At 70.7% G+C, this 19,922-nt stretch carries 17 protein-coding genes and 1 pseudogene; 12 read left to right on the top strand and 6 right to left on the bottom strand.

Annotation, left to right across the window (positions count from 1 at the left end):
• Positions 1 to 9 precede the first annotated feature (9 nt).
• A complete protein-coding gene (locus ACU6RU_RS01855; protein ID WP_120264392.1) occupies positions 10 to 444 on the bottom strand; it encodes a VOC family protein in 435 nt (144 codons plus the stop codon).
• Positions 445 to 584: 140 nt separating this feature from the next.
• Here ACU6RU_RS01855 and ACU6RU_RS01850 point away from each other — a divergent pair, with 140 nt between their 5' ends.
• On the top strand, positions 585 to 716 hold the full coding sequence (locus ACU6RU_RS01850) for a hypothetical protein (RefSeq protein WP_259455236.1): 132 nt from the start codon (positions 585 to 587) through the stop codon (positions 714 to 716).
• A gap of 83 nt (positions 717 to 799) precedes the next feature.
• Here the strand turns inward: ACU6RU_RS01850 and ACU6RU_RS01845 are convergent, their stop codons facing one another.
• Complete coding sequence (locus ACU6RU_RS01845) at positions 800 to 1,834, bottom strand: aggregation-promoting factor C-terminal-like domain-containing protein (protein WP_259455235.1); 1,035 nt, start codon at positions 1,832 to 1,834, stop codon at positions 800 to 802.
• Positions 1,835 to 2,064: 230 nt separating this feature from the next.
• On the opposite strand from ACU6RU_RS01845, the gene ACU6RU_RS01840 reads away from it, so the two are divergent.
• From ACU6RU_RS01840 to ACU6RU_RS01825, 4 genes are all read left to right on the top strand, one after another.
• On the top strand, positions 2,065 to 2,538 hold the full coding sequence (locus ACU6RU_RS01840) for an S-ribosylhomocysteine lyase (RefSeq protein WP_289330950.1): 474 nt from the start codon (positions 2,065 to 2,067) through the stop codon (positions 2,536 to 2,538).
• 41 nt (positions 2,539 to 2,579) lie between these two features.
• Complete coding sequence (locus ACU6RU_RS01835; protein WP_446725751.1) at positions 2,580 to 3,233, top strand: hypothetical protein; 654 nt, start codon at positions 2,580 to 2,582, stop codon at positions 3,231 to 3,233.
• Positions 3,234 to 3,314: 81 nt separating this feature from the next.
• Positions 3,315 to 4,823, top strand: coding sequence for a PepSY-associated TM helix domain-containing protein (locus ACU6RU_RS01830; RefSeq protein ID WP_446725750.1), 1,509 nt, complete (start codon positions 3,315 to 3,317; stop codon positions 4,821 to 4,823).
• 88 nt (positions 4,824 to 4,911) lie between these two features.
• Positions 4,912 to 7,017, top strand: a complete 2,106-nt coding sequence (locus ACU6RU_RS01825) for a glucose PTS transporter subunit IIA (RefSeq protein WP_446725749.1) — start codon at positions 4,912 to 4,914, stop codon at positions 7,015 to 7,017.
• Positions 7,018 to 7,107: 90 nt separating this feature from the next.
• Here ACU6RU_RS01825 and ACU6RU_RS01820 read toward each other — a convergent pair whose 3' ends face one another.
• On the bottom strand, positions 7,108 to 8,721 hold the full coding sequence (locus ACU6RU_RS01820; protein ID WP_446725748.1) for an FAD-dependent oxidoreductase: 1,614 nt from the start codon (positions 8,719 to 8,721) through the stop codon (positions 7,108 to 7,110).
• Positions 8,722 to 8,788: 67 nt separating this feature from the next.
• On the opposite strand from ACU6RU_RS01820, the gene ACU6RU_RS01815 reads away from it, so the two are divergent.
• Positions 8,789 to 9,343, top strand: coding sequence for a helix-turn-helix domain-containing protein (locus ACU6RU_RS01815; protein WP_289330954.1), 555 nt, complete (start codon positions 8,789 to 8,791; stop codon positions 9,341 to 9,343).
• A 94-nt stretch (positions 9,344 to 9,437) separates the two neighbouring features.
• Here ACU6RU_RS01815 and pgi read toward each other — a convergent pair whose 3' ends face one another.
• Positions 9,438 to 11,123, bottom strand: a complete 1,686-nt coding sequence (gene pgi, locus ACU6RU_RS01810) for a glucose-6-phosphate isomerase (protein WP_289330955.1) — start codon at positions 11,121 to 11,123, stop codon at positions 9,438 to 9,440.
• The gene (aztA, locus tag ACU6RU_RS01805; protein WP_259455234.1) at positions 11,120 to 11,836 is read right to left on the bottom strand and encodes a zinc ABC transporter ATP-binding protein AztA; all 717 of its coding nucleotides are present in this window, start codon (positions 11,834 to 11,836) and stop codon (positions 11,120 to 11,122) included. Before aztA ends, pgi begins: the two co-directional genes overlap by 4 nt.
• A gap of 54 nt (positions 11,837 to 11,890) precedes the next feature.
• Here aztA and aztB point away from each other — a divergent pair, with 54 nt between their 5' ends.
• The 6 genes and pseudogenes from aztB to ACU6RU_RS01775 all read left to right on the top strand — a co-directional run.
• Positions 11,891 to 12,772, top strand: a complete 882-nt coding sequence (gene aztB / locus ACU6RU_RS01800) for a zinc ABC transporter permease AztB (RefSeq protein ID WP_446725747.1) — start codon at positions 11,891 to 11,893, stop codon at positions 12,770 to 12,772.
• A complete protein-coding gene (locus tag ACU6RU_RS01795) occupies positions 12,769 to 14,004 on the top strand; it encodes a hypothetical protein (protein ID WP_446725746.1) in 1,236 nt (411 codons plus the stop codon). Before aztB ends, ACU6RU_RS01795 begins: the two co-directional genes overlap by 4 nt.
• A complete protein-coding gene (locus tag ACU6RU_RS01790; protein WP_446725745.1) occupies positions 14,001 to 14,903 on the top strand; it encodes a metal ABC transporter solute-binding protein, Zn/Mn family in 903 nt (300 codons plus the stop codon). The genes ACU6RU_RS01795 and ACU6RU_RS01790 overlap by 4 nt, the downstream gene beginning before the upstream one ends.
• A gap of 29 nt (positions 14,904 to 14,932) precedes the next feature.
• Positions 14,933 to 16,117 (top strand): zinc metallochaperone AztD, encoded by a 1,185-nt coding sequence (gene aztD / locus ACU6RU_RS01785; RefSeq protein WP_446725744.1) that lies wholly within the window; start codon positions 14,933 to 14,935, stop codon positions 16,115 to 16,117.
• Between the two features lie 86 nt (positions 16,118 to 16,203).
• The gene (locus ACU6RU_RS01780; RefSeq protein ID WP_446725743.1) at positions 16,204 to 17,034 is read left to right on the top strand and encodes a hypothetical protein; all 831 of its coding nucleotides are present in this window, start codon (positions 16,204 to 16,206) and stop codon (positions 17,032 to 17,034) included.
• Between the two features lie 57 nt (positions 17,035 to 17,091).
• Positions 17,092 to 18,195 (top strand): annotated as a pseudogene (locus ACU6RU_RS01775) (MFS transporter); the annotation flags it as partial.
• Between the two features lie 300 nt (positions 18,196 to 18,495).
• Here the strand turns inward: ACU6RU_RS01775 and ACU6RU_RS01770 are convergent.
• Entirely contained in the window at positions 18,496 to 19,707 is a 1,212-nt protein-coding gene (locus tag ACU6RU_RS01770) for an MFS transporter (protein ID WP_446725742.1), read from the bottom strand.
• Between the last annotated feature and the right edge of the window lie 215 nt (positions 19,708 to 19,922).

Below are 19,922 nucleotides of genomic sequence, written 5' to 3'. Positions count from 1 at the left end.
GACGGGTGGTCACTGGAGGCAGAACTCGTTGCCCTCGGGGTCTGTCATCTGCCAGTAGCGCTCGGGCCACGCGCCCCACTGCTGCTCGACGAGCCGGACGACGCTCGCGCCGAGCGCGACGAGCCGATCCTTCTCGGCGTCTACGGCTTGCGGCGAGGCCCGGCGCTCGCCGTCTGCGGGTGCGACCGAGACGTCGATGTGCAGCCGGTTGCGCCCCGTCTTCGCGCCGTCGGCGTGATGGAAGTAGAGGCGCGGCCCGCGGCCGTCGGGATCTTCGGCGAGCCCTCGGCGGTCGAGATCGTCGTCGGTGAGACCGGCCTCGAGCTGCTGCCGGCGCATGTCGTCGGGCCAGTCGAGGCGGGGATAGCCGAAGACATCCGACCAGAAGTGCGAGAGCGCCCGCGGATCGTCTGCATAGAAGGTGATGTTGCCGAGCCTGTTCATGGTGACCTCCTCGTCGCGACCGACGGTACCCCCGACCACCGACACCGGGTACACCCGACGTCGCCGCGAGGCAACGGGGCTGACCGCGGCCGGGCATCGTCGTAGCGTGAGCGGTTCACGAACTGCAGGGAGGAACCCTCATGAGTCTCAATGGAAACGTGCCCTTCGTCGCACCCGGTGAGATGCCGATCGACCCGATCGAGGAGGCCCCGACGCTCGAGGTCACGGGCGACGACCTCCTCGACGACGAGGCTCTCCCGGACGAGGACTGACCCGCCGGAACAGCGAAAGCGCACGTCTGCACGGTCTCCGCGTCAGCGGACCGTGCAGACGTGCGCTTTCGCCTGCTATCGGGTCAGTACCAGCCGGTCGACTGGGAGTGGCCCCACGCGCCGCACGGCGAGCCGTAGCGGCCGGAGATGTAGCCGAGGCCCCAGCGGACCTGCGTGACGGCACTGGTCTGCCAGTCGCCGCCGGCCGACGCCATCTTGCTGCCGGGGAGCGCCTGCGGGATGCCGTAGGCGCCGCTGCCGCTGTTGTAGGCCTGGTAGTTCCAGCCCGACTCCTTGTTCCAGAGGGAGACGAGGCACGAGAACTGGTCCTGGCCCCAACCGAACTCGCCGAGCATGCTGCTCGCGGCCTCCTGTGCGGCGCCGGGCGAGTTGTCACCCGTCGAGGCGACCGCAGAAGCAGCGGGCGCAGCCGACGACGAGGACGACGAACGCGAGCTGGTCGAGCGCTGTGCGGCCGCGGCGGCGGCGGCTTCTTCCTCGGCCTTGGCCTGTGCGGCGGCCTCGGCTGCTGCAGCCTCCTCAGCGGCGATGCGAGCGGCCTCCTCCTCGGCGGCCTTCTGCGCCTGCGCCGCCTCGAGGCGCCCGCGCAGGTCGGACGTCTCGGCCTGCACGTCATCGGTCGCGTCGACCAGCTTGTCGGTCAGGTCGGGGAGGAGCAGCGTCGGGATGACGTCGGTCTGCTTCAGACCCTCGATACGCTCACGCAGCTGCGCGGTGTCGATCGTCGTGTCGCCCTCGATGGGGAGGGCGGCCGCAGACACGTCGCCGGTCACGGTCGCGGCCTCGACGACGGATGCCTCGGCTGCGGCGACCGCGTCGCTCGTGGCCTGCTCGATCGCGCTGAGCGGCTTGGCCGTCGACGTCGCCGCCGCGGTCACGAGCGCGGCGCGCTGCATGACGGGGGCGGGACCCGAGGCGGTGGGAAGCGCGGCCGAGGCCGTCGTGCCGACGACCGCTGTCAGGCCCAGGGCCAGCCCGAGAGTGAGGGCGGCGGGGCGGACGAAGCGGCGGGATGCGGAGGTGGTGGAGCTGGTGGAGCTGGAGCTGGTGGAGCGCCGCAGGTCGCGGCGGGTGGGCTGGCTTGACGAAGAAGTCATGCGAACAGGGGCGGTCCTTCGATGTTTGCGGGCACCGCGACAGGCGGCGGGCGTCTCGGGCGGACGCACAAAACTCCCCGAGTCTGCGCGGTGAGTCTGGACGAGTCCCGGACAGTCCCTGGACGTAACCTGGGAGCGGGGGTGGGCCGACCCCGCGGCTCGGCGGGCTAATCTGGCCGGAACGACGGGCTGTGTCTGCTGTCCGACCGCCCGCGCCGAGGGAGGAAACCATGGCTGAAATCGAGAGCTTCACGCTGGACCACACCGCCGTGATCGCCCCTTATGTGCGGCGCATCGGGGTCGAGCACGGTCCGGGCGGCGGAACCATCACGAACTTCGACGTGCGGTTCGTGCAGCCCAACGCGGGCGAGATCCCGACCGCCGGCATCCACACCATCGAGCACATGCTCGCCGGCCTCCTCCGTGACCGCATCGACGGTGTCATCGACATCTCGCCCTTCGGTTGCCGCACCGGATTCCACCTGCTGATGTGGGGCGAGCCCGAGGTCGCCGACGTCGTCGCCGCACTGACGGGGAGCCTGCGCTTCATCGCAGATGAGGCGGTCGAGGCCGACATCCCGGGCGTCTCCGCGCTCGAGTGCGGCAACTACCGCGACCACTCCCTGCACTCTGCCCGCGAGTGGTCGAGGACCGTGCTCGATCAGGGCATCAGCCTCGACGCCTTCTCCCGCGTCGGAGTCTGACGACCGCCCGACCGACCGATCGACCGACTGACCGCCGCGACGTGACCTCCCCTCGCCACCAGCGCGCGCTGAGAGCCGTCGCCGCCGCGACCCTGGCGACGTTCGTCGCGCTGCTCTCGCACGTCGCGGCGGGAGGCGAACCGCCTTCGCCCCTGGGCGCCGCGCTACCGTGGGCGCTCTCGCTGATGGTGAGCCTTCTCGTCGTCGGGCGGCGTCTCTCGGTCGTTCGCCTCGGGGTGGCCGTCACCGCCGCGCAGGCGCTCTTCCACGTCATGTTCGCGCTCGGGGTCGTCCCGCTTGCAGGCTCGGCGCCGGGCGCGCCCGGCGCCGCGGGCCAGACGGGTCCGTTCAGCCTGCATGCGGGACATATGTCGCTGCCGGCATTCCTCGCTATACCCGGTGTGCCCGGTGGGCTGGCCGGGGTCGCACCGGATGCCGCGATGCTCGTGGCCCACGTGCTGGCCGCCGCGGTGACGACGCTTCTGCTCCATCGCGGCGAGCAGCTCGTCGCGGCCCTGTCGGACATCGCCCGGCGGATCGCGCTGCGACTGCGTACCGTGACCCGAGGCGCCCTCCCTCGCGTCCAGATGCCGCCGCGGGTGCGCCCGCTGACGGCGAGCGTCGGTATGCCGCGCCTCCGGACTCTCCTGGCGGCTCCCGCCCGCCGCGGCCCGCCCGCACTCCTCGCTTCCTGACGCCTCGGCGACCGTCGGGGCGATGCGTCGTGCGCGCCGAACCTTCTCCGCGCGCCGGCACCCCGACGACCGAGGAGACCCATGTCCATCACCGAGTCGCGCACGCCCGCAGGCGGCGCCTCCGACCGCGACGGCGCACCCGTCACCCCGACGCGCGAACACGCTCCGCCCGCCCGTCGCCGGCCGTGGGCGATGCCGCTGCTGCTGCGCATCCACTTCTTCGCCGGCATCCTGGTCGGCCCGTTCATCCTGATCGCCGCCCTCAGCGGCGCGGTCTACGTCGTGACGCCGCAGCTCGAGCGTGCCGTCTACGCCCACGAGCTCAGCGCGCCCGTCACCGAAACGGCACTCTCGATCGGCGACCAGGTCCGCGTCGCGCAGGCGTACATCGGCGAGGGCGCATCCCTCGCCGCCGTCCGGCCCGCGCCGGAAGCCGGCGACACGACGCGTGTCATGTTCGCGCAGGAAGGCCTCGGACCGAGCGAGACCCGTGCCGTCTTCGTCGACCCGGGCACCGGCGAGATCCGCGGCGACCTCACGGTGTACGGCACGAGCGGCGCGCTGCCGATCCGCGCGTGGGTGAGCGATCTGCACCGCAACCTCCAGCTCGGTGAGCCCGGCCGCCTCTACAGCGAGCTCGCCGCCTCATGGCTCGGCATCGTCGTCGCGGTGGGACTCGCCCTCTGGGTCGCGCGGCTGCGCCGGGCACGCGCGAAGAAGGACCTGCTCCGCCCGAAGCGCGGCGCCACGGGGTATCGCAGGCTCTTCGGATGGCACGCGTCGCTCGGGGTGTGGCTCGTCGTCGGAGCGCTCTTCCTCTCGGCGTCGGGCATCACGTGGTCGACCTACGGCGGAGCCAACGTCTCGACGCTGCGCGCCGCGCTGTCGTGGCAGAACCCCGCGTTGACGACCGAGCTCGGCAATGCTGGCTCGACCGCCGGCTCGACCGCCGGAACCCACGCCGACCATGGCGTCGTCACCGCGCCGACGGCGGCGGTGTCGCCCGACACGTTCGACGACGTGCTCGCGGTCGCCCGCACCGAGAACGTGAACGTCGGGCTGATCGAGATCCGGCCGCCCGCCTCGGCGGGGCAGGCCTGGGTCGTCCAGGAGATCCAGCGGAGCTTCCCGACCGAGGTCGATGCGGTCGCGGTCGACGGCGACACGCTCGCGGTCGTCGATCGGGTGGATTTCGCCGACTACCCCGTCATGGCGAAGCTCGCGCGCTGGGCCGTCGACCTCCACATGGGGTCGATGTTCGGACTGGTGAACCAGCTCGTCCTGTTCGTCGTCGCCGCGGGCATCGCCGTGATGGTCGTGCTGGGCTACCTCATGTGGTGGAGACGCCGCCCCACGCGCGACGGTGCCCGTCGAATGGGAGCGGTTCCCGGCGACGCACTGCCGAACGCACCGGTGTGGGCGGTCGCCCTCGTCGTCGCCGCCGCGATCGGCATCGGATACGCCCTTCCTCTCGTCGGGGTGCCACTCGCGGCATTCGTGATCGGCGATGCGATCGTGCAGGGGATCCGAGCCCGACGTGCGCCGAAATCTTCGTCCGGGGGAGCGGAAGCGAGTGTGGTCAGGCCATGACGGGTCAACCCCTCGTTCCCGGCGAACTCTCAGGGTAAAGTTCCGGGCGAAGAACTCCGGCCACCCGTCGGAGAACAGGAGAAGAGCCATGGCGACAAGCCCCGCTGAATCGATCGTCGACGCCGTCGGCGGTCCCGGAAACATCGAGAGTCTGACGCACTGCGCCACGCGCCTGCGTTTCCAACTGCGCGATTCCTCGAACGTCGACCAGTCGACGGTCGAGGCGATCCCGGGCGTCATGGGCGCCGTTCCGCAGGCGGGAAACCGTTACCAGGTCGTCATCGGCGGTGCCGTCCAGAACGTCTACAACGACATCAACGCGCTTCCCGCGATGTCGGGCGCCGGTGGTGGCGCGGTCGACGAAGACGACATCGATTCGGTGAAGGCGCGCGAGCGGGCCAAGGGCCCTCGCGGCAAGGTCGCCTGGCTCGACTCCCTGTTCGAGTTCCTGTCCGACTCGTTCCGCCCCATCCTCGGCGCGCTGCTGGGCGCGTCGCTGTTCATCACTTTCATGGCGCTGATGGCGACGCTCGGTGTCATCCCGGCGTGGAACGCCCCGGGGGTCGTCCTCGACCCGTCGTGGCAGTTCGTCAACCTGATGTGGCAGTGCGTCTTCATCTTCCTGCCGCTCATGGTCGCCTACAACGCGGCCAAGAAGGTCGGCGCCGACCCGTGGGTCGGATTCGCGATCATGGCCGTCGTCATGCTGCCCCAGTTCTCGGGGCTGGCCAGCCACGAGAGCGCCCAGCAGATCAACTTCCTCGGGTCGGACATCACCACCGTCTCGGTGTTCGGTCTGCCGCTGACGGTCTTCGACTACAGCTCGCAGGTGTTCCCGCCGCTGCTCATGGCGGGCGTGCTCGGTCTGCTGTGGAAGGGGCTGCGCAAGATCATCCCCGAGAACATCCAGCTGATCTTCGTGCCGTTCCTGGCGATGCTGGTCATGATCCCGCTCACGGCCTTCCTCATCGGCCCCATCGGCGTCTATGCCGGTGCCGGTCTTGCGAACCTGCTGAGCTCGATCAACGACTTCTCGCCGTTCATCTTCGCGATCGTCATCCCGCTCGCATACCCGTTCATGGTGCCGCTCGGTCTGCACTGGCCGATCAACGCGGTCATGCTGCTGAACATCCAGACCCTCGGCTACGACTTCATCCAGGGCCCCATGGGTGCGTGGAACTTCGCGTGCTTCGGCGCGACCGCCGGTGTGCTGTGGATCTCGTGGCGTGCCCGTGACAAGCAGATGCGCCAGACCGCGACGGGTGCCCTCGCGGCCGGTCTGCTCGGCGGCATCTCGGAGCCGTCGCTGTACGGCATCCACCTGCGGTTCAAGCGCATCTACCCCCGGATGCTCGTCGGATGCCTCGTGGGCGGCCTCATCATCGGCATCGGCGGCGGCGTGAAGACGCAGGCGTTCGTGTTCACCTCGCTGCTGACGATCCCGGCGTTCGACTCGGTCATCCTCTACGGCATCGCCGTGCTCGCCGCGTTCGTCGTGGCGATGGTGCTCGTCATCATCAGTGACTACCGCACGCCCGAGCAGCGCGCCGAGTTCGAGGCGCAGCGCGACAAGGCCGAGGCCAAGGCCGGTGCGACGGCTGCCGGTGCTGCGGCAGCGCCCGCCGGCGCAGGTGCGGCGACCACGACCGCGGGCTCGTCGACCACGACGCCCGCGGAGACGCCGCGGGGAACCGCGACCGCGACGCTCGAGAAGCCCGGCGCCACCGACGAGGTGTCTGCTGCGATCGAGATCGCGTCGCCGCTCGACGGCACGGTGGTCGCGCTCTCCGAGGTGCCCGATCCGGTCTTCGGCGGTGGCGTCATGGGCCCCGGTGTGGCGATCGAGCCCACGGGCGACACGGTCGTCTCGCCCGGTGCCGGAACCGTCGCGGCGGCCCAGCCGACCGGCCACGCGTTCGGGCTCGAGCTCGACAACGGCGTGGAACTGCTCATCCACGTCGGCATCGACACCGTCAACCTGAAGGGCGAGGGCTTCGAGGTCCACGTCAAGGCGGGCGACCGCGTCGAGCAGGGCACGCCCCTGGTGTCGTTCGACCGCTCCGTGATCGAGAAGGCGGGCTACCCGCTGATCACACCGGTCATCGTCCTCAACGGCGACGCGTTCGCGACGGTCGACCCGGTGGGCCTGGGCGCGACGACGGCCGGCGCCCCGCTCCTGATCCTGGAGAAGTAACACCCCACCCCCGAACGTCGACTCGCCACGAATCGCGGATGCCGGACCCGGCATCCGCGATTCTGGCGAGTCGACGTTTTTGTCGGCGGGTCAGGGGAGGCGGCGGAGCAGGAGGACGCCGTCCAGCAGATGCGCGGGGGCGGATGCTGCGGGGGAGGATTCGGCGCGGGCTGGGCGCTCGCGGATCTCCTCGCGCTCGACGACCCACTCGGCCGGATCGAGGTCGAGTGAGACGCGCTCCTCCGCAGGCGTCGCGAACGCCGGATGTTCGTGCGCGTCGGGTCCTCCGGGCTCGGCGGACGTGCCGCCGACATGTGACACCACGAGGAGCCGGCCGCCGGGAGCGACGTGGCGAAGGGCCGCGCGCAGAAGCGGGATACGGGAGAACCCCGGATCCCACGAGTGCAGGAAGCTCGTCGTCACCAGGTCGAACTCCCCGAGCTCCGCGGCGTCGATCTCGCCCGCGACGAACGTCGCCTCGAGCTGAGCGCTCCGGGCGGCGGCGCGGGCGCGTGCGACCGCGGTCGGCGACAGATCGATGCCCGTTACCGACCAGCCGCGCGACGCCAGCCACAACGCATCGCCGCCCTCGCCGCAGCCGAGGTCGAGCGCGGTCGTCGGGGTGAGCGTGCCGTCTGCCTCGAGCTCGCCGATGATCGTCGAGGTCGTCTCGTTGACCCGGCCCGACCAGACCCGGTCGGTCTCGGCGTAGCGAGCCTCCCAGTCGGCGGCGTGGCCGCGGCGACGCTCGACCGCTGCCGCGGCGTCGCGGGCGACGAGCGCGCCGTTGATCGCCGCGCCGGCCATCGATCCGGCGCCCATCGAAAGGGGGACGTTCGCCATCGGTGCCACGACGTTGCCGGCGGCCCAGACGAGGGGGTGGCTCGTCGCGCCCGCCGCATCGACGGCGATGAACGAGCCCACGGGACCGTCGGCGCGCGCGAGGTCGAGTGCGGCGACGAAGCCGTCGTGGGGCTCGAGCTGCCCGCCGGTGAAGATCGCGTCGATCGCGACGCGCTGTCCGTCGGCGGTCACGACGGCACCGATGGCTGCGCCGTCGGTCGCCGCCGCCGTGCCGTCCGCGTCGTCCGGGCCGGTCACGGCCACCACGGGTGAGGCGACGGTGCGGATGCCGCGGGCGTGAAGTCGCTCGTGGACATCGTCGCCGAGCTCGCCCGCCGCGGCGGTGAAGGCCACGACGTCGGGGCTCCACTGCCGGAGCAGCTCGATCTGGTGCAGGCTCATCGGCGACGTCGCCAGCACACCGATGCGGCGATCGCGCACCTCCCACCCGTGGCAGTAGGGGCAGTGCAGCACGGTCCGGCCCCATCGCTCGGCGAGGCCCGGGATGTCGGGTAGATGGTCGATGACCCCGGTGGCGATCAGGAGTGCGCGTGTCGTGAGGCGCTCATCGCCCGCGAGCACGACCTCGAGGCCGCCGTCGATCTCGCCGACCCGCTCGACGCGCGCGGTGCGGAAGCCGACGCCGTACGCTCCCGCTTCGTCGCGACCGCGTCGCCGCAGCTCCGCCGGCGCGGTGCCGTCGAAGCCCACGACGGCGTGCATGTGCTCGGCGAATCGGTTGCGCGGGCTGTCGGAGTCGACAACGAGCGTGCGGCGGCGGGCGCGCCCGAGCATCTGCGCGGCGCTGAGACCCGCGGGCCCGGCACCGACGATGACGACGTCATGATCGAAGTTCTGCATGCCGACCAGCATCCGCCCGGTCGACGACTCTCAGCAAACATGTTTGCGAAAATGGCAAACTAGACGGATGACCGGACTCGACCAGATCGGACCGCGCCTGCGCGCTGCGCGGCAGGACCGCGGATTGACCCTCGACGAGCTCGCCGGGCGGGCAGGGATGTCGACGAGCACCCTCTCGCGCCTCGAGTCGGGCAAGCGGCAGGCGAACCTCGAGCTGCTCGTTCCTCTCACGCGGCAGCTCGGCATCCGCATCGACGACCTCGTGCCCGCCGAGCATCCCGACCCGCGCGTCCGGCGGCCGGCGACGACCAGGCACGGCCACGTGATCGCGCCGCTGACGCGGGAGAGTTCGCCCGTCCAGACCTACAAGGTGACCTATCCGCCCTCGGATACGGCGCCGGCGCCGCGGGTCCACGACGGATTCGAATGGTTCTACGTGCTGAGCGGGCGCGTCCGTCTCGTCCTCGGAGACCAGGAGCTCACGCTGTCACGGGGCGAGGCGGCGGAGTTCGACACGCGCACCCCTCACTCCATCAGCGCGGTCGGCGCGCGCCCCGCCGAGGTGATCAGCATCTTCAACGCCGCCGGTGAGCGTATGCACACCCTGACCGCCCCCGACTGACCCACGTCCTACCCGTCGACTCGCCAGATAGCGCGGATGCCGGGGTGCCGGCATCCGCTCTTCTTGGCGAGTCGACGGAAGGAAGGGGGAGGGGTCAGGAAGTGCGGTGGGTGCGGTAGTAGGCGAGGAGGGCCTGGGTCGAGGCGTCCTGCGCGGCGAGCGCGTCGGCGTCTCCCTCGATCGCGGGCGCGATCTGCAGGGCGAGCTGCTTGCCCAGCTCGACGCCCCACTGGTCGAATGAGTTGATGCCCCAGATCGTGCCCTGTGTGAAGGTGATGTGCTCGTAGAGCGCGATGAGCTCGCCGAGCACCTTCGGGGTCAGGGCGGGCGCGAAGATCGACGTCGTCGGGCGGTTCCCCGCGAACGTGCGGGCGGCCACGAGCGCACCGGTCGTGCCCTCGGCCTCGACCTCCTCGGCGGTCTTGCCGAACGCGAGTGCCTTGGTCTGCGCGAGGAAGTTCGCCAGGAACAGTCCGTGCACGTCGCGGCCGCCGTCGGTGAGCGGGTGGGCGGGGTTGACGAAGGCGATGAAGTCGGCCGGGATGAGCCGCGTGCCCTGGTGGATCAGCTGGTAGAAGGCGTGCTGGCCATTCGTGCCGGGTTCTCCCCAGAACACCTCACCGGTGTCGGAGGTGACGGGGCTGCCGTCCCACCGCACCGACTTGCCGTTGGACTCCATGGTGAGCTGCTGCAGGTACGCGGCGAAGCGGTGCAGCTGTTGCGCGTACGGGAGCACCGCGTGCGTCTGCGCGCCGAGGAAGTTGGTGTACCAGACGTTGAGCAGCCCCATGAGGACGGGCACGTTCTTCTCGAGCGGGGTGGATGCCACGTGCTCGTCGACCGCGTGGAATCCGGCGAGCAGGTCGCGGAACGCGTCGGGTCCGAGCTCGATCACGAGCGACAGGCCGATCGCCGAGTCGACGGAGTAGCGGCCGCCCACCCAGTCCCAGAAACCGAACGCGTTGGCGGGGTCGATGCCGAAGGCCTCGACCTTGTCGAGCGCGGTGGAGACGGCGACGAAGTGGTGCGCGACGGCATCGGTCTTCTTCGCCTCGCTGTCGTCGATCGCGCCGGCCTCCTGCAGGCCCGCCCACAGCCAGTCGCGTGCGAGACGCGCGTTGGTCAGGGTCTCGAGAGTGGTGAAGGTCTTCGACGCGACGATGAACAGCGTCGTCTCGGGGTCGAGGTCGGCGGTCTTGTCCGCGATGTCGAACGGGTCGATGTTCGACACGAATCGCGCCTGGATGCCGGCCGTCGCATAGGGGCGCAGCGCCTCGGAGATCATGACCGGCCCGAGGTCGGACCCGCCGATGCCGATGTTGACGACGTGGGTCACCTTCTTGCCGGTGATACCGGTCCATTCACCCGAACGAACCCGGTCGGCGAAGGCCGACATCTTCTCGAGCACCGCCTGGACGTCGGCGTCGATGTGCTGCCCGTCGACGACGAGCTCGGGTGAGGCGCCCGCGGGGCGACGCAACGCCGTGTGGAGCACGGCGCGGTCTTCGCTGGTGTTGATGTGCTCACCCGAGACCATGGCGGCGTAGCGTTCGGCGACGCCGGTCTGCTCGGCCAGGCGCACGAGGGCCGCGACGATCTCGTCGGTGACGAGGTTCTTCGACAGGTCGACGTGCAGATCGGCCAGCGGCAGGGTCAGGCGCTCGACGCGGTCCGGGTCGCTGTCGAACCAGCCGCGGAGGTCGGGGGTGAAGCCGTTCTTCAGCGACTCGAGGTCGGTCCAGGCGGCGGTGGTGGTGGCATCGATGGGAGCAGCGGTCACGCTCTCACGGTAGCCCCGGTGCCGCGTCCTCGTCCACGCGGCGCGGCGGGAGAACCCTCGACGACCCGCCCGTCGACGAGTCGGCAGATCGCGTCGACCTCGCCGAGCTCGGCCAGATCGTGTGTGACGGCGACGACGGCTGCGCCGGCGCGCGCCGCGACAGCGAGGGCGGATGCCACGGCCTCACGGGATGCCGCGTCGAGCCCGCTCATCGGCTCGTCGAGCAGCAGCAGGTCGGCCTCCTGCGCGAGAGCCTGCGCGATGTGTGCTCGCTGGCGCTGGCCGCCCGACAGCAGGCCGAGTGGACGTCGGGCGAGCGAGGTCAGCCCAACGGTCTCGATCGCGTCCGCGATGCGTGCCCGATCGCTCCGCCGCAACGGCAGGAACGGGCCGCGTTCGCGCCAGCGGCCCATCGCGACCAGGTCGCTCACGGTGAGGGGGAGGCGGGCGCCGTCGTTCGAGGTCTGCGGCACGAGACCCACGCGGATGCCGGGCTCGCGGCGGAGTGTTCCCGAGGTGGGCGAGAGGAGGCCCGCAGCGACCGCGACCAGTGTCGACTTCCCCGAGCCGTTGGCGCCCACCACCGCGAGGACCTCGCCGCCCGAGATGTCGAGGTCGACCCCGCGGAGGGCGAGGTGGCCATCGAAGACGACGGTCACCTCGCGCAGTTCGACGACGGGGCGGCGATCGGGAGAAGCGGTCGAGCTGGGCATCGCCCCAGTATTGCAAATGAAAACCGTTCTCACTTTCATGTATCGTCGTCGATCGTGTCCTTCCTCCTCGACCCCCTCGCCGTCACGTTCGTCCAGCGTGCGCTGCTCGGCGGCGCCCTCGTCGCGATCGTGTGCGGCATCGTCGGCACGTGGGTCGTGCTGCGGGGCATGGCCTTCCTGGGCGAGGCGATGGCGCACGGCATGCTTCCCGGCGTCGCGGTCGCGACCCTCACGGGATTCCCGCCGATGGTCGGTGCCGCCCTCAGCGCCGCGGTGATGTCGCTCGGCGTCGGTGCCCTGCAACGCCGCGGCAGGCTCTCCGCCGACACGAGCATCGGGTTGCTGTTCGTCGCGAGCCTGTCGCTCGGCATCATCGTCATCTCCGCGTCGCGGAGCTTCGCGACGGATGCCTCGGCGATCCTCTTCGGCGACATCCTGGCGATCGGCTCGTCCGAACTCGTCGCGCTCGCCGTCGCCATGGTCGTCACCGTCGTCGTCGCCGCCCTCGCGCATCGCTCCTTCGTCGCGCTGACCGTCGACCCGCGTCAGGCGCAGCTGCTCGGGCTTCGCCCTCGTGCGGCGCATATCGTGCTCGTCGGACTCGTCACGCTGGCCGTCGTCTCGGCGTATCAGGCCGTCGGCTCGCTGCTCGTGGTGGGCATGCTTCTGGGCCCGGCCGTCGCGGCCGGCCAGTGGACCAGGCGCATCGTGCCCACGATGATGCTCGCCGCGCTCATCGGCATCCTCTCGGTCGCCACGGGCCTGCTCATCTCGTGGCACGCCGCCACCGCTGCCGGCGCCACGGTCGCGTTCACCGCGATCTGCTCGGGCGCGCTCTCGGCCGGCATCCGCGCGGTCGCCCGCGCCTTCATCCGCCCCGACGGACGCCGCGCGCCGGCATCCGTCATCCCGAACACCCCGGAAAGGACCGCATGAGAACTCGTGCACCTCTCTCGCTCACCGCGCTCACGATCGGCGCCGCGCTGCTCGCCGGCTGCCAGGCCACGCACGCCGGCACACCGGCGGCGACCCCGGATGCGGCTGCCTCCGACCTCGGCGACGGTCACGGCGCCATCGCCGGGGCGCGCGAACTCGCCGAGCCCGCTCTGCACCTCACGAGCATCGGCACCGACGGTGCCGTGCACCACCTCGACCTGATCGACGAGGAGTCCGAGGTGCTCGGTGACGTCGCCCCGGCCGACACGCTCGACAGCGAGGGGCGCTTCCTGTTCTCCGGTCGTGAGGGCGAGGTGTCGATCATCGACAGCGGCGTGTGGACGTGGAATCACATCGACCACTTCCACTACTACGAGGCTCCGGCCCGCCTCCTCGGCGAGGTGGCCGGCTCCGGCACCCCGCGCACCGTCACGAGCGACCTCGGAGTGGGCGTGTACTTCGACGACGGCGACCGCGGCGGCGAGGCCGTGCTGCTCGACTTCGACGCGCTGAAGGAGGGCGACATCGTCGAGAGCTTCCGGCTCACGCTCGACGCGCCCGGCTCCTTCGTCGTGCCGAGCCCCGGAGGCGCCCTGATCGGCGACGCGGCCGCGGGCGAGATCCGTCGCGTCGACGCGACGGGGGCCGAACTCGGCACCACGCCCTGCGTCGATCCCGCGGGGTCTATCGCAACGAACGTCGGCGTCGTCGTCGGCTGCGCCGACGGTGCCGTGCTCGCCGTCTCGGATGCCGCGGGCACGACCCTCGAGCGCATCCCGTACCCCGAGGGCGGGCCGAGCCGCGCCCTGTCGTTCGCGAACCGCGAGGGTCGCCCCACCGTGGCCGGTCGCACCGAATCTTCGGCGTTCTGGCTGCTCGATACCCGCGAGCGCACGTGGACAGCGCACGACGCGGGTGAACCCCTCGTCCGCGTGACGGCGATCGACGACGCCGACGAGACGGTCGTCGCGCTCGCCGCCGACGGTTCGGTGATCGTCATCTCGGGCGCAACGGGGCAGCAGGTCTCCCGCACCGAGCCGCTCGTGGCGGCATCCCTCGCCGACCCGGCGCTCGCCGCCGGTGTCGACCTCGTCGCGGATCAGCGGCGCACCTACCTCAACGGGCCCGCCGAGCGAACGCTCTTCGAAATCGATCCCGCCGACGGCGGGCGGGTGGCCCGGAGCTTCACGACTGAGCATGCGCCCGCTTTCTTCGCGGAGACGGGCCGATGAGGCGGGTGACGCTGGCTCTCGGTCTCGTCGTCGCCGGAATCGTCTCGCTCGCGGGCTGCTCGGCGGGCGGAAGCGACCGTCCGACCGTGGTCGTGACGACCAACATCCTCGGCGACATCGTCGAGAACCTCGCCGGCCACGAGCTCGACGTCGTGACGTTCATGCCTCCGGACGCGGATCCGCACTCGTTCGAGCTGTCGGCTCAGGACGCGGCGACGATGCGCAGTGCCGATCTGGTGGTCTCGAACGGGCTCGGGCTCGAAGAGGGCGTGCAGCGTCATGTCGACGCGTCCGCCGCCGACGGTGTGGCTCAGTTCGTCGCGGGCGACCACGTCGAGACCCTCGGTTACCTCGACTCCGACGCCGTCGACCCGCACTTCTGGACCGATCCGACCCAGACCGCCCGCGTCGTCGACGCACTCGCGCCGGTCCTCGCCGAGCTCGCCGGCGCCGGCGGACAGGCCGTGACGGATGCCGGCGACGCGTACGTCGCGGAACTCGAGGCGGTCGATGCCGAGATGGCCGCAGGCCTGCAGGCCATCCCCGCCGAGCACCGCGCGCTCGTCACCAACCATCACGTGTTCGGTTACCTCGCGCGCCGTTACGACGTCCGCATCCTGGGGGCGGCCGTGCCGGGCGGCACGACGCTCGCAGCCCCCAGCGCGTCCGACCTGCAGGAGCTCGTCGACGCGATCGACGCCGCCGGCGTCCGCACGATCTTCGCCGACTCGTCGCAGCCCGACCGGCTCATGCGCGTCCTCGCCGATGAGGCCGGGCGCGACGTGGCGGTCGTGCCGCTGCTGACCGAGTCGCTCGCGCCGGAGGGGCAGCCCGGCGACACCTACCTCGACATGATGCGCCAGAACCTCCAGCGCATCACCGACGGCCTCACCCGATGAGGCATTTCCCTGGAAAGGAAACCCACCCCATGAAGAGAACCCTGCAGTTCGGCGCCCTCGCCGGCGCCGCAGCCCTGGTGCTGGCGGGATGCTCGTCCTCGCCCTCCGCGACCTCCAGCCCGTCCGGCGACGCGTCGACCGAGGCATCCGTCCCCGCCGGTCCCCGGGTCGCGCTCGGCTACGAAGGCGGTGTGCTCGTGCTCGGCGGCGACGAGCTCGAGGTGATCGGAGACTTCGATTCGGAGGACTTCATCCGACTCAATGCGGCCGGTGACGGCCGCCACGTCATGGTCACGACGTCGGAGGGCTTCCAGCTGCTCGACGTCCAGCAGCCCGAACTTACCGACCTCGTCGTCCCGGCGGCCGCCGCCGGCCACGTCGTCGTCCACGGCGGCAAGACCGTGCTCTACGACGACGCGACGAGCGATACGACGATCTTCGACACCGCCGCCCTCGGGTCGCTGAGCGGCGAGCTGCCCGACGCCGAGGTGATCCCCGGCGTCGAGGCGCACCACGGTGTCTCGGTCGAGCTCGAGGACGGCACGCTGCTGACCACCGTCGGCGGCGAGGCCGGGCGCACCGGCATCCGCGTGCTCGACGCGAATCGCGCCGAGATCGCCTCGAACGCCGACTGCCCGGGCGTCCACGGTGAGGGCACCGCCGAGGGGGAGCGCGTCGTGTTCGGATGCGAGAACGGCGCGATCATCTACGACGGCGGCGAGATCACCAAGGTCACCTCGCCCGACTTCTATGGCCGGATCGGCAACGCCTTCGTCGCCGAGGACAGCCCGCTCGTCGTCATGGACTATAAGGACGACCCCGACGCCGAGGGCTACCTGCTGCGCAACATCGCTCTCGTCGACACCGAGGCGAAGTCGCTGACCAAGGTCGCGCTGCCCGCCGGCGTCGAGTACACCTTCCGCGGCATCGCGCGCGGGCCGTCCGCCGAGGCCGTGCTGATCGGCACCGACGGATCGCTGCACTGGATCGATCCCGCCACCGGCGGTGTCACGAAGTCGCTGCCCGTCGTCGACCCGTGGGAAGGGCCGGCCGAGTGGCAGGCTCCGCACCCGGCGGTCAAGGTCGCGGGAGACATCGCCTACATCACCGATCCGGCCGACAGCGAGCTCATCGCGGTCGATCTCACGACGGGTGAGATCGTGCAGACGGTGACGCTGCCTCACGTTCCGAACGAGATCGCCGCCGTCTCCTGATCCACGGCGTCGCCGCATCCGCTCCGCCGCAGTCACTCTGCCGCGGGGCGGATGCGCGCGTCCGAGCCCGCCGTTAGCCTGGCGTCGTGGCGGCCGTCTCGACCTCGCAGCGCACTTATCGCTACCTGCGCCTGACCCTCGCGGGGACCCCGATCGCGATCATGCTCGCGGTGCTCTTCGCGATCCCCGACGCGGGAGTGCTCCCCAGCGTCAGCCATTACTTCTATTCCTCGGCCCGCACCGTCTTCTCCGCCGCCCTGGTCACCGCCGCGGCCTGCCTGCTCGCGCTCTCCGGGCGGGGCCCGCAACGCGTGCTGTTGGATGTCGCGGCGCTCCTGGCCCCGCTCATCGCCATCATCCCCACGCCGGTCTCGCCCGGTGAGGTGCCCGGCGTCGTCGTCGACTGCGCCGCCCCGTGCGTTCCCGTCGGGTTCACGGACGACCTCGACAACGCCGTGGCGACGTACCTCGCGATCGGCGCTGCCGTGCTCGCGATCGGGCTCGTGCTGGCCCGGCGGGGCGACATCGCCCTCCGCGACACCGGTCCGACCCTCGCTCTGGCGGCCGCGGTGCTGGCGGCCACGACCCTCGTCTGGACTCTCGCGCCCGACCAGCTCGTCCGCTACGGTCACGCCGTCGCGGCGTTCGGCTTCTTCATCCTCATCGCCCTCGTTGCGCTCGCCGAGGCGCTGCGGCCCTCCGATACGCACCCACCCGCGCGGCGGACGCGGATCGGGTACATCGTCGTCGCGGTCGCGCTGCTGCTCGACCTCGCCGCGACCGCCGTGTCGGCGATGCTCTTCGACCTCCCCGTCGTGCTGGCCGGAGAGCTCGTCGCCCTGGCGCTGTTCCTCGTGTTCTGGATGATGCAGACGGCCCAGAAGTGGTCGCTCGCCGACCCCGCGCTGCGAGCCTGACGAGCCACCCGAAACCCGTTCTTCTCCGTGTCGGCGACCGGGTCTACTGTTCGTCCCATGACCGCCCCGCTCAGCGCACTGGAGTCCTCGCGCATGCGCGCGTTCCACCAGGTGCTCGGCAATACTCTGCTCGCGAACGTGACCTCGAGCTTCCTCTGGTTCGCCCTGACGTTCTGGGCCTACCTCGCGACGGAGAACGTCCTGGCGACATCCATCATCGGCGGCTCGTACATGCTGCTCGTCGCCGTGTTCGGGGTGGTCTTCGGGGCCCTCGTCGACCACCTGAAGAAGAAGGCGGTGATGGTGCTCTCGAGCCTCATCACCCTCGCGACCTATCTCGGTGCCGGTGCGGTCTATCTGCTGTTCCCCGAGGCGGTCCTCGTCGATTGGGGCCGGCCCTGGTTCTGGATCTTCGCGGGGCTGATCCTCATCGGGGGAGTGGTCGAGAACCTGCGCAACATCGCGCTGTCGACCACCGTGACGCTTCTCGTGCCGGGCGACCGCCGCGACCGGGCGAACGGCCTGGTCGGAACCGTGCAAGGCGTGGCGTTCATCGTCACGAGCGTCTTCTCCGGCCTCTCGATCGGCCTGCTCGGAATGGGATGGACGGTCGTGATCGCGGTCACCGCGACGGCGCTCGCCCTCGGCCATCTGATGTTCGTGTCGATCCCCGAGCGCGGCGTCGCCGCGGCTCACGATGCCGCCACACCGGCCTTCACGTTCCGCGGTGTGATCCCGGCGATCCGCGCCGTGCCGGGCCTGCTGGCACTGATCCTGTTCACCACCATCAACAACCTCGTGGGCGGGGTCTTCATGGCTCTCATGGATCCCTACGGGCTGACGCTCTTCACTGTGGAGGCGTGGGGGATCGTGCTCGCGGTCACCGGCACCGGCTTCATCCTCGGCGGCGCCCTCGTCGCTGCGCGCGGACTCGGACGCAACCCCGTGCGTACGCTGCTTCTCGTCAACGTGGGCGTCGCCGTGCTGGGCATGACCTTCGCAATCCGCGAGTGGTGGTGGCTCTACGCACTCGGGATCTTCGTCTTCATGATGCTCATGCCCGTGGCCGAGGCTGCCGAGCAGACCGTCATCCAGCGCGTCGTGCCGTTCCATACCCAGGGGAGGGTCTTCGGCTTCGCGGCGTCGGTCGAGTCGGCGGCGTCGCCGATTTCGGCGTATCTGATCGGGCCGCTCGCGCAGTTCGGCCTCATCCCCTTCATGCGTACGGATACCGGTGAGCGCACCTTCGGCTGGTTGCTCGGCGGGGGCGAGGCGCGGGGCATCGCCCTGGCCTTCGTCGCCGCGAGCGCCCTCATGCTCGTCATCGTGCTCCTCGCCTTCGCCTCGCCGCAGTACCGGCGGCTGAGCCGGGCGTACGCCGAGGCGCCGCCGTCCGAGCCCGCGGCACCCGGGGTGCGGATTCCAGCGAGGTCGCCCGGTCGTCGGGTGTGGCGCCGGCGGTCAGGCAGACCGACGCGGCGCCGTGAGCCCGAACACCGCGAGCAGCGCTGCGATCGCGACCATCGCGAGGGTGCATCCGGCGACACCGATCCAGCCGAGATCGTGGAAGGCATAGCCCAGGAGCCATCCGAACAGACTCGAGCCGCCGTAGTAACCGAGGTAGTACAGCGATGCGGCCTGAGCCCGGGTCTCCGGCCTCGCCGCCGCGGGAGCCCAGCCCGACGCGATCGCATGCGCGCCGAAGAAGCCCGCCGTCAGGATCAGCAGCCCCACCAGTACCGCGATGACGTGAGGCACCGCGGTCACGACGATGCCGATCGCCATGACCGCCAGCGCGGCGAGCAGTACCGCCAGGCGGCCGTACCATGCCGCGAGCGACCCGGCCCAGGGCGAAGCGACGGTGCCGGCGAGGTAGGCGAGGAAGAGGAAGCTCACCACCCACAACGGCAACGAGTACGGCGGCGCGACGAGGTGGAACCCGAGGTAGTTGTACACGGCGACGAAGCCGCCCATGAGGAGGAACCCCTGAGCGTACAGAGCGAGCTGGCGGCGGTCGCGCAGGTTCGTCGTGAGTCGGGCGACCAGTGACGGGCCCGTCGCGCCGGTCCTACGCTGCGGCGCGAAACCGCGAGCCGGTGGCGTGAGCCACAGGAAGAGCACGGCCGACGCGGCACACACCGCCGCGACGGCGAACACCCCGCCCCGCCACAGACCGACGTCGCCGAAGGGACCCGCGACCAGCCTTCCGAGCAGCCCGCCGATCGTGGTACCGGCGATGTAGCTGCCCGCCGCAGTCGCGGTGTGGGCGGCGTCGACCTCTTCCGACAGATACGCCAGGGCGATGGCCGGCACGGCGCCGAGCGCCGCGCCCTCGAGCAGTCGGGCGCCGAGTAACAGGGGCAGTGTCGGAGCGAGCGGGGCGAGCAGGCCCAGGACCGTCGCGGCGATCACTCCGATCGCCATCGCGGGCACGCGCCCGATGCGGTCGGCCACGACCGACCAGGGGATGACACCGACGGCGAGACCGAGAGTTGAGACCGAGACCGCCAGCGCGGCTGTGGCGGGTTCGACCGCGAACTCCGAGCCGATGAAGGGGAGGACCGCCTGCGGCGAGTACAACTGCGCGAATGTCGCGACGCCGGCGAAGAACAACCCGGTGATGAGCCGGCGGTAAGCGGGTGACCCGGGAAGATGACCGGTGAACGCTCGCACCGGGCCAGCCTACGACCGGCGGGAGCACCCCGCGGACGTGAGAAGGGCCGGCCGACTCAGAATCGTCGACCGGCCCTGTCATCCCTTGCACCAGAGATCACACCGCGCAGTTGGGGGGAACTGCGTGCCTCGAAGTTATAACGGCCAGGTAACGGGATGCAACGGCTGAGTCGTTCTCATCAATGCTGCATAGCGATCGTTCAGGATCGCCCCGC

The sequence above is a fragment of the Microbacterium sp. F1-18 genome, from assembly GCF_052921305.1.
Note: the sequence above shows the minus strand (reverse complement) of the source record. Positions and strands in the feature narration are given on the sequence as shown.

Excerpts from the sequence above, each read along its gene's own strand:
- ACU6RU_RS01855 (WP_120264392.1), bottom strand. The coding sequence starts at position 444 with ATGAACAGGCTCGGCAACATCACCTTCTATGCAGACGATCCGCGGGCG.
- ACU6RU_RS01850 (WP_259455236.1), top strand. The coding sequence starts at position 585 with ATGAGTCTCAATGGAAACGTGCCCTTCGTCGCACCCGGTGAGATGCCG.
- ACU6RU_RS01845 (WP_259455235.1), bottom strand. The coding sequence starts at position 1,834 with ATGACTTCTTCGTCAAGCCAGCCCACCCGCCGCGACCTGCGGCGCTCC.
- ACU6RU_RS01840 (WP_289330950.1), top strand. The coding sequence starts at position 2,065 with ATGGCTGAAATCGAGAGCTTCACGCTGGACCACACCGCCGTGATCGCC.
- ACU6RU_RS01830 (WP_446725750.1), top strand. The coding sequence starts at position 3,315 with ATGTCCATCACCGAGTCGCGCACGCCCGCAGGCGGCGCCTCCGACCGC.
- ACU6RU_RS01825 (WP_446725749.1), top strand. The coding sequence starts at position 4,912 with ATGGCGACAAGCCCCGCTGAATCGATCGTCGACGCCGTCGGCGGTCCC.
- ACU6RU_RS01820 (WP_446725748.1), bottom strand. The coding sequence starts at position 8,721 with ATGCAGAACTTCGATCATGACGTCGTCATCGTCGGTGCCGGGCCCGCG.
- ACU6RU_RS01815 (WP_289330954.1), top strand. The coding sequence starts at position 8,789 with ATGACCGGACTCGACCAGATCGGACCGCGCCTGCGCGCTGCGCGGCAG.
- aztA (WP_259455234.1), bottom strand. The coding sequence starts at position 11,836 with ATGCCCAGCTCGACCGCTTCTCCCGATCGCCGCCCCGTCGTCGAACTG.
- ACU6RU_RS01795 (WP_446725746.1), top strand. The coding sequence starts at position 12,769 with ATGAGAACTCGTGCACCTCTCTCGCTCACCGCGCTCACGATCGGCGCC.
- ACU6RU_RS01790 (WP_446725745.1), top strand. The coding sequence starts at position 14,001 with ATGAGGCGGGTGACGCTGGCTCTCGGTCTCGTCGTCGCCGGAATCGTC.
- aztD (WP_446725744.1), top strand. The coding sequence starts at position 14,933 with ATGAAGAGAACCCTGCAGTTCGGCGCCCTCGCCGGCGCCGCAGCCCTG.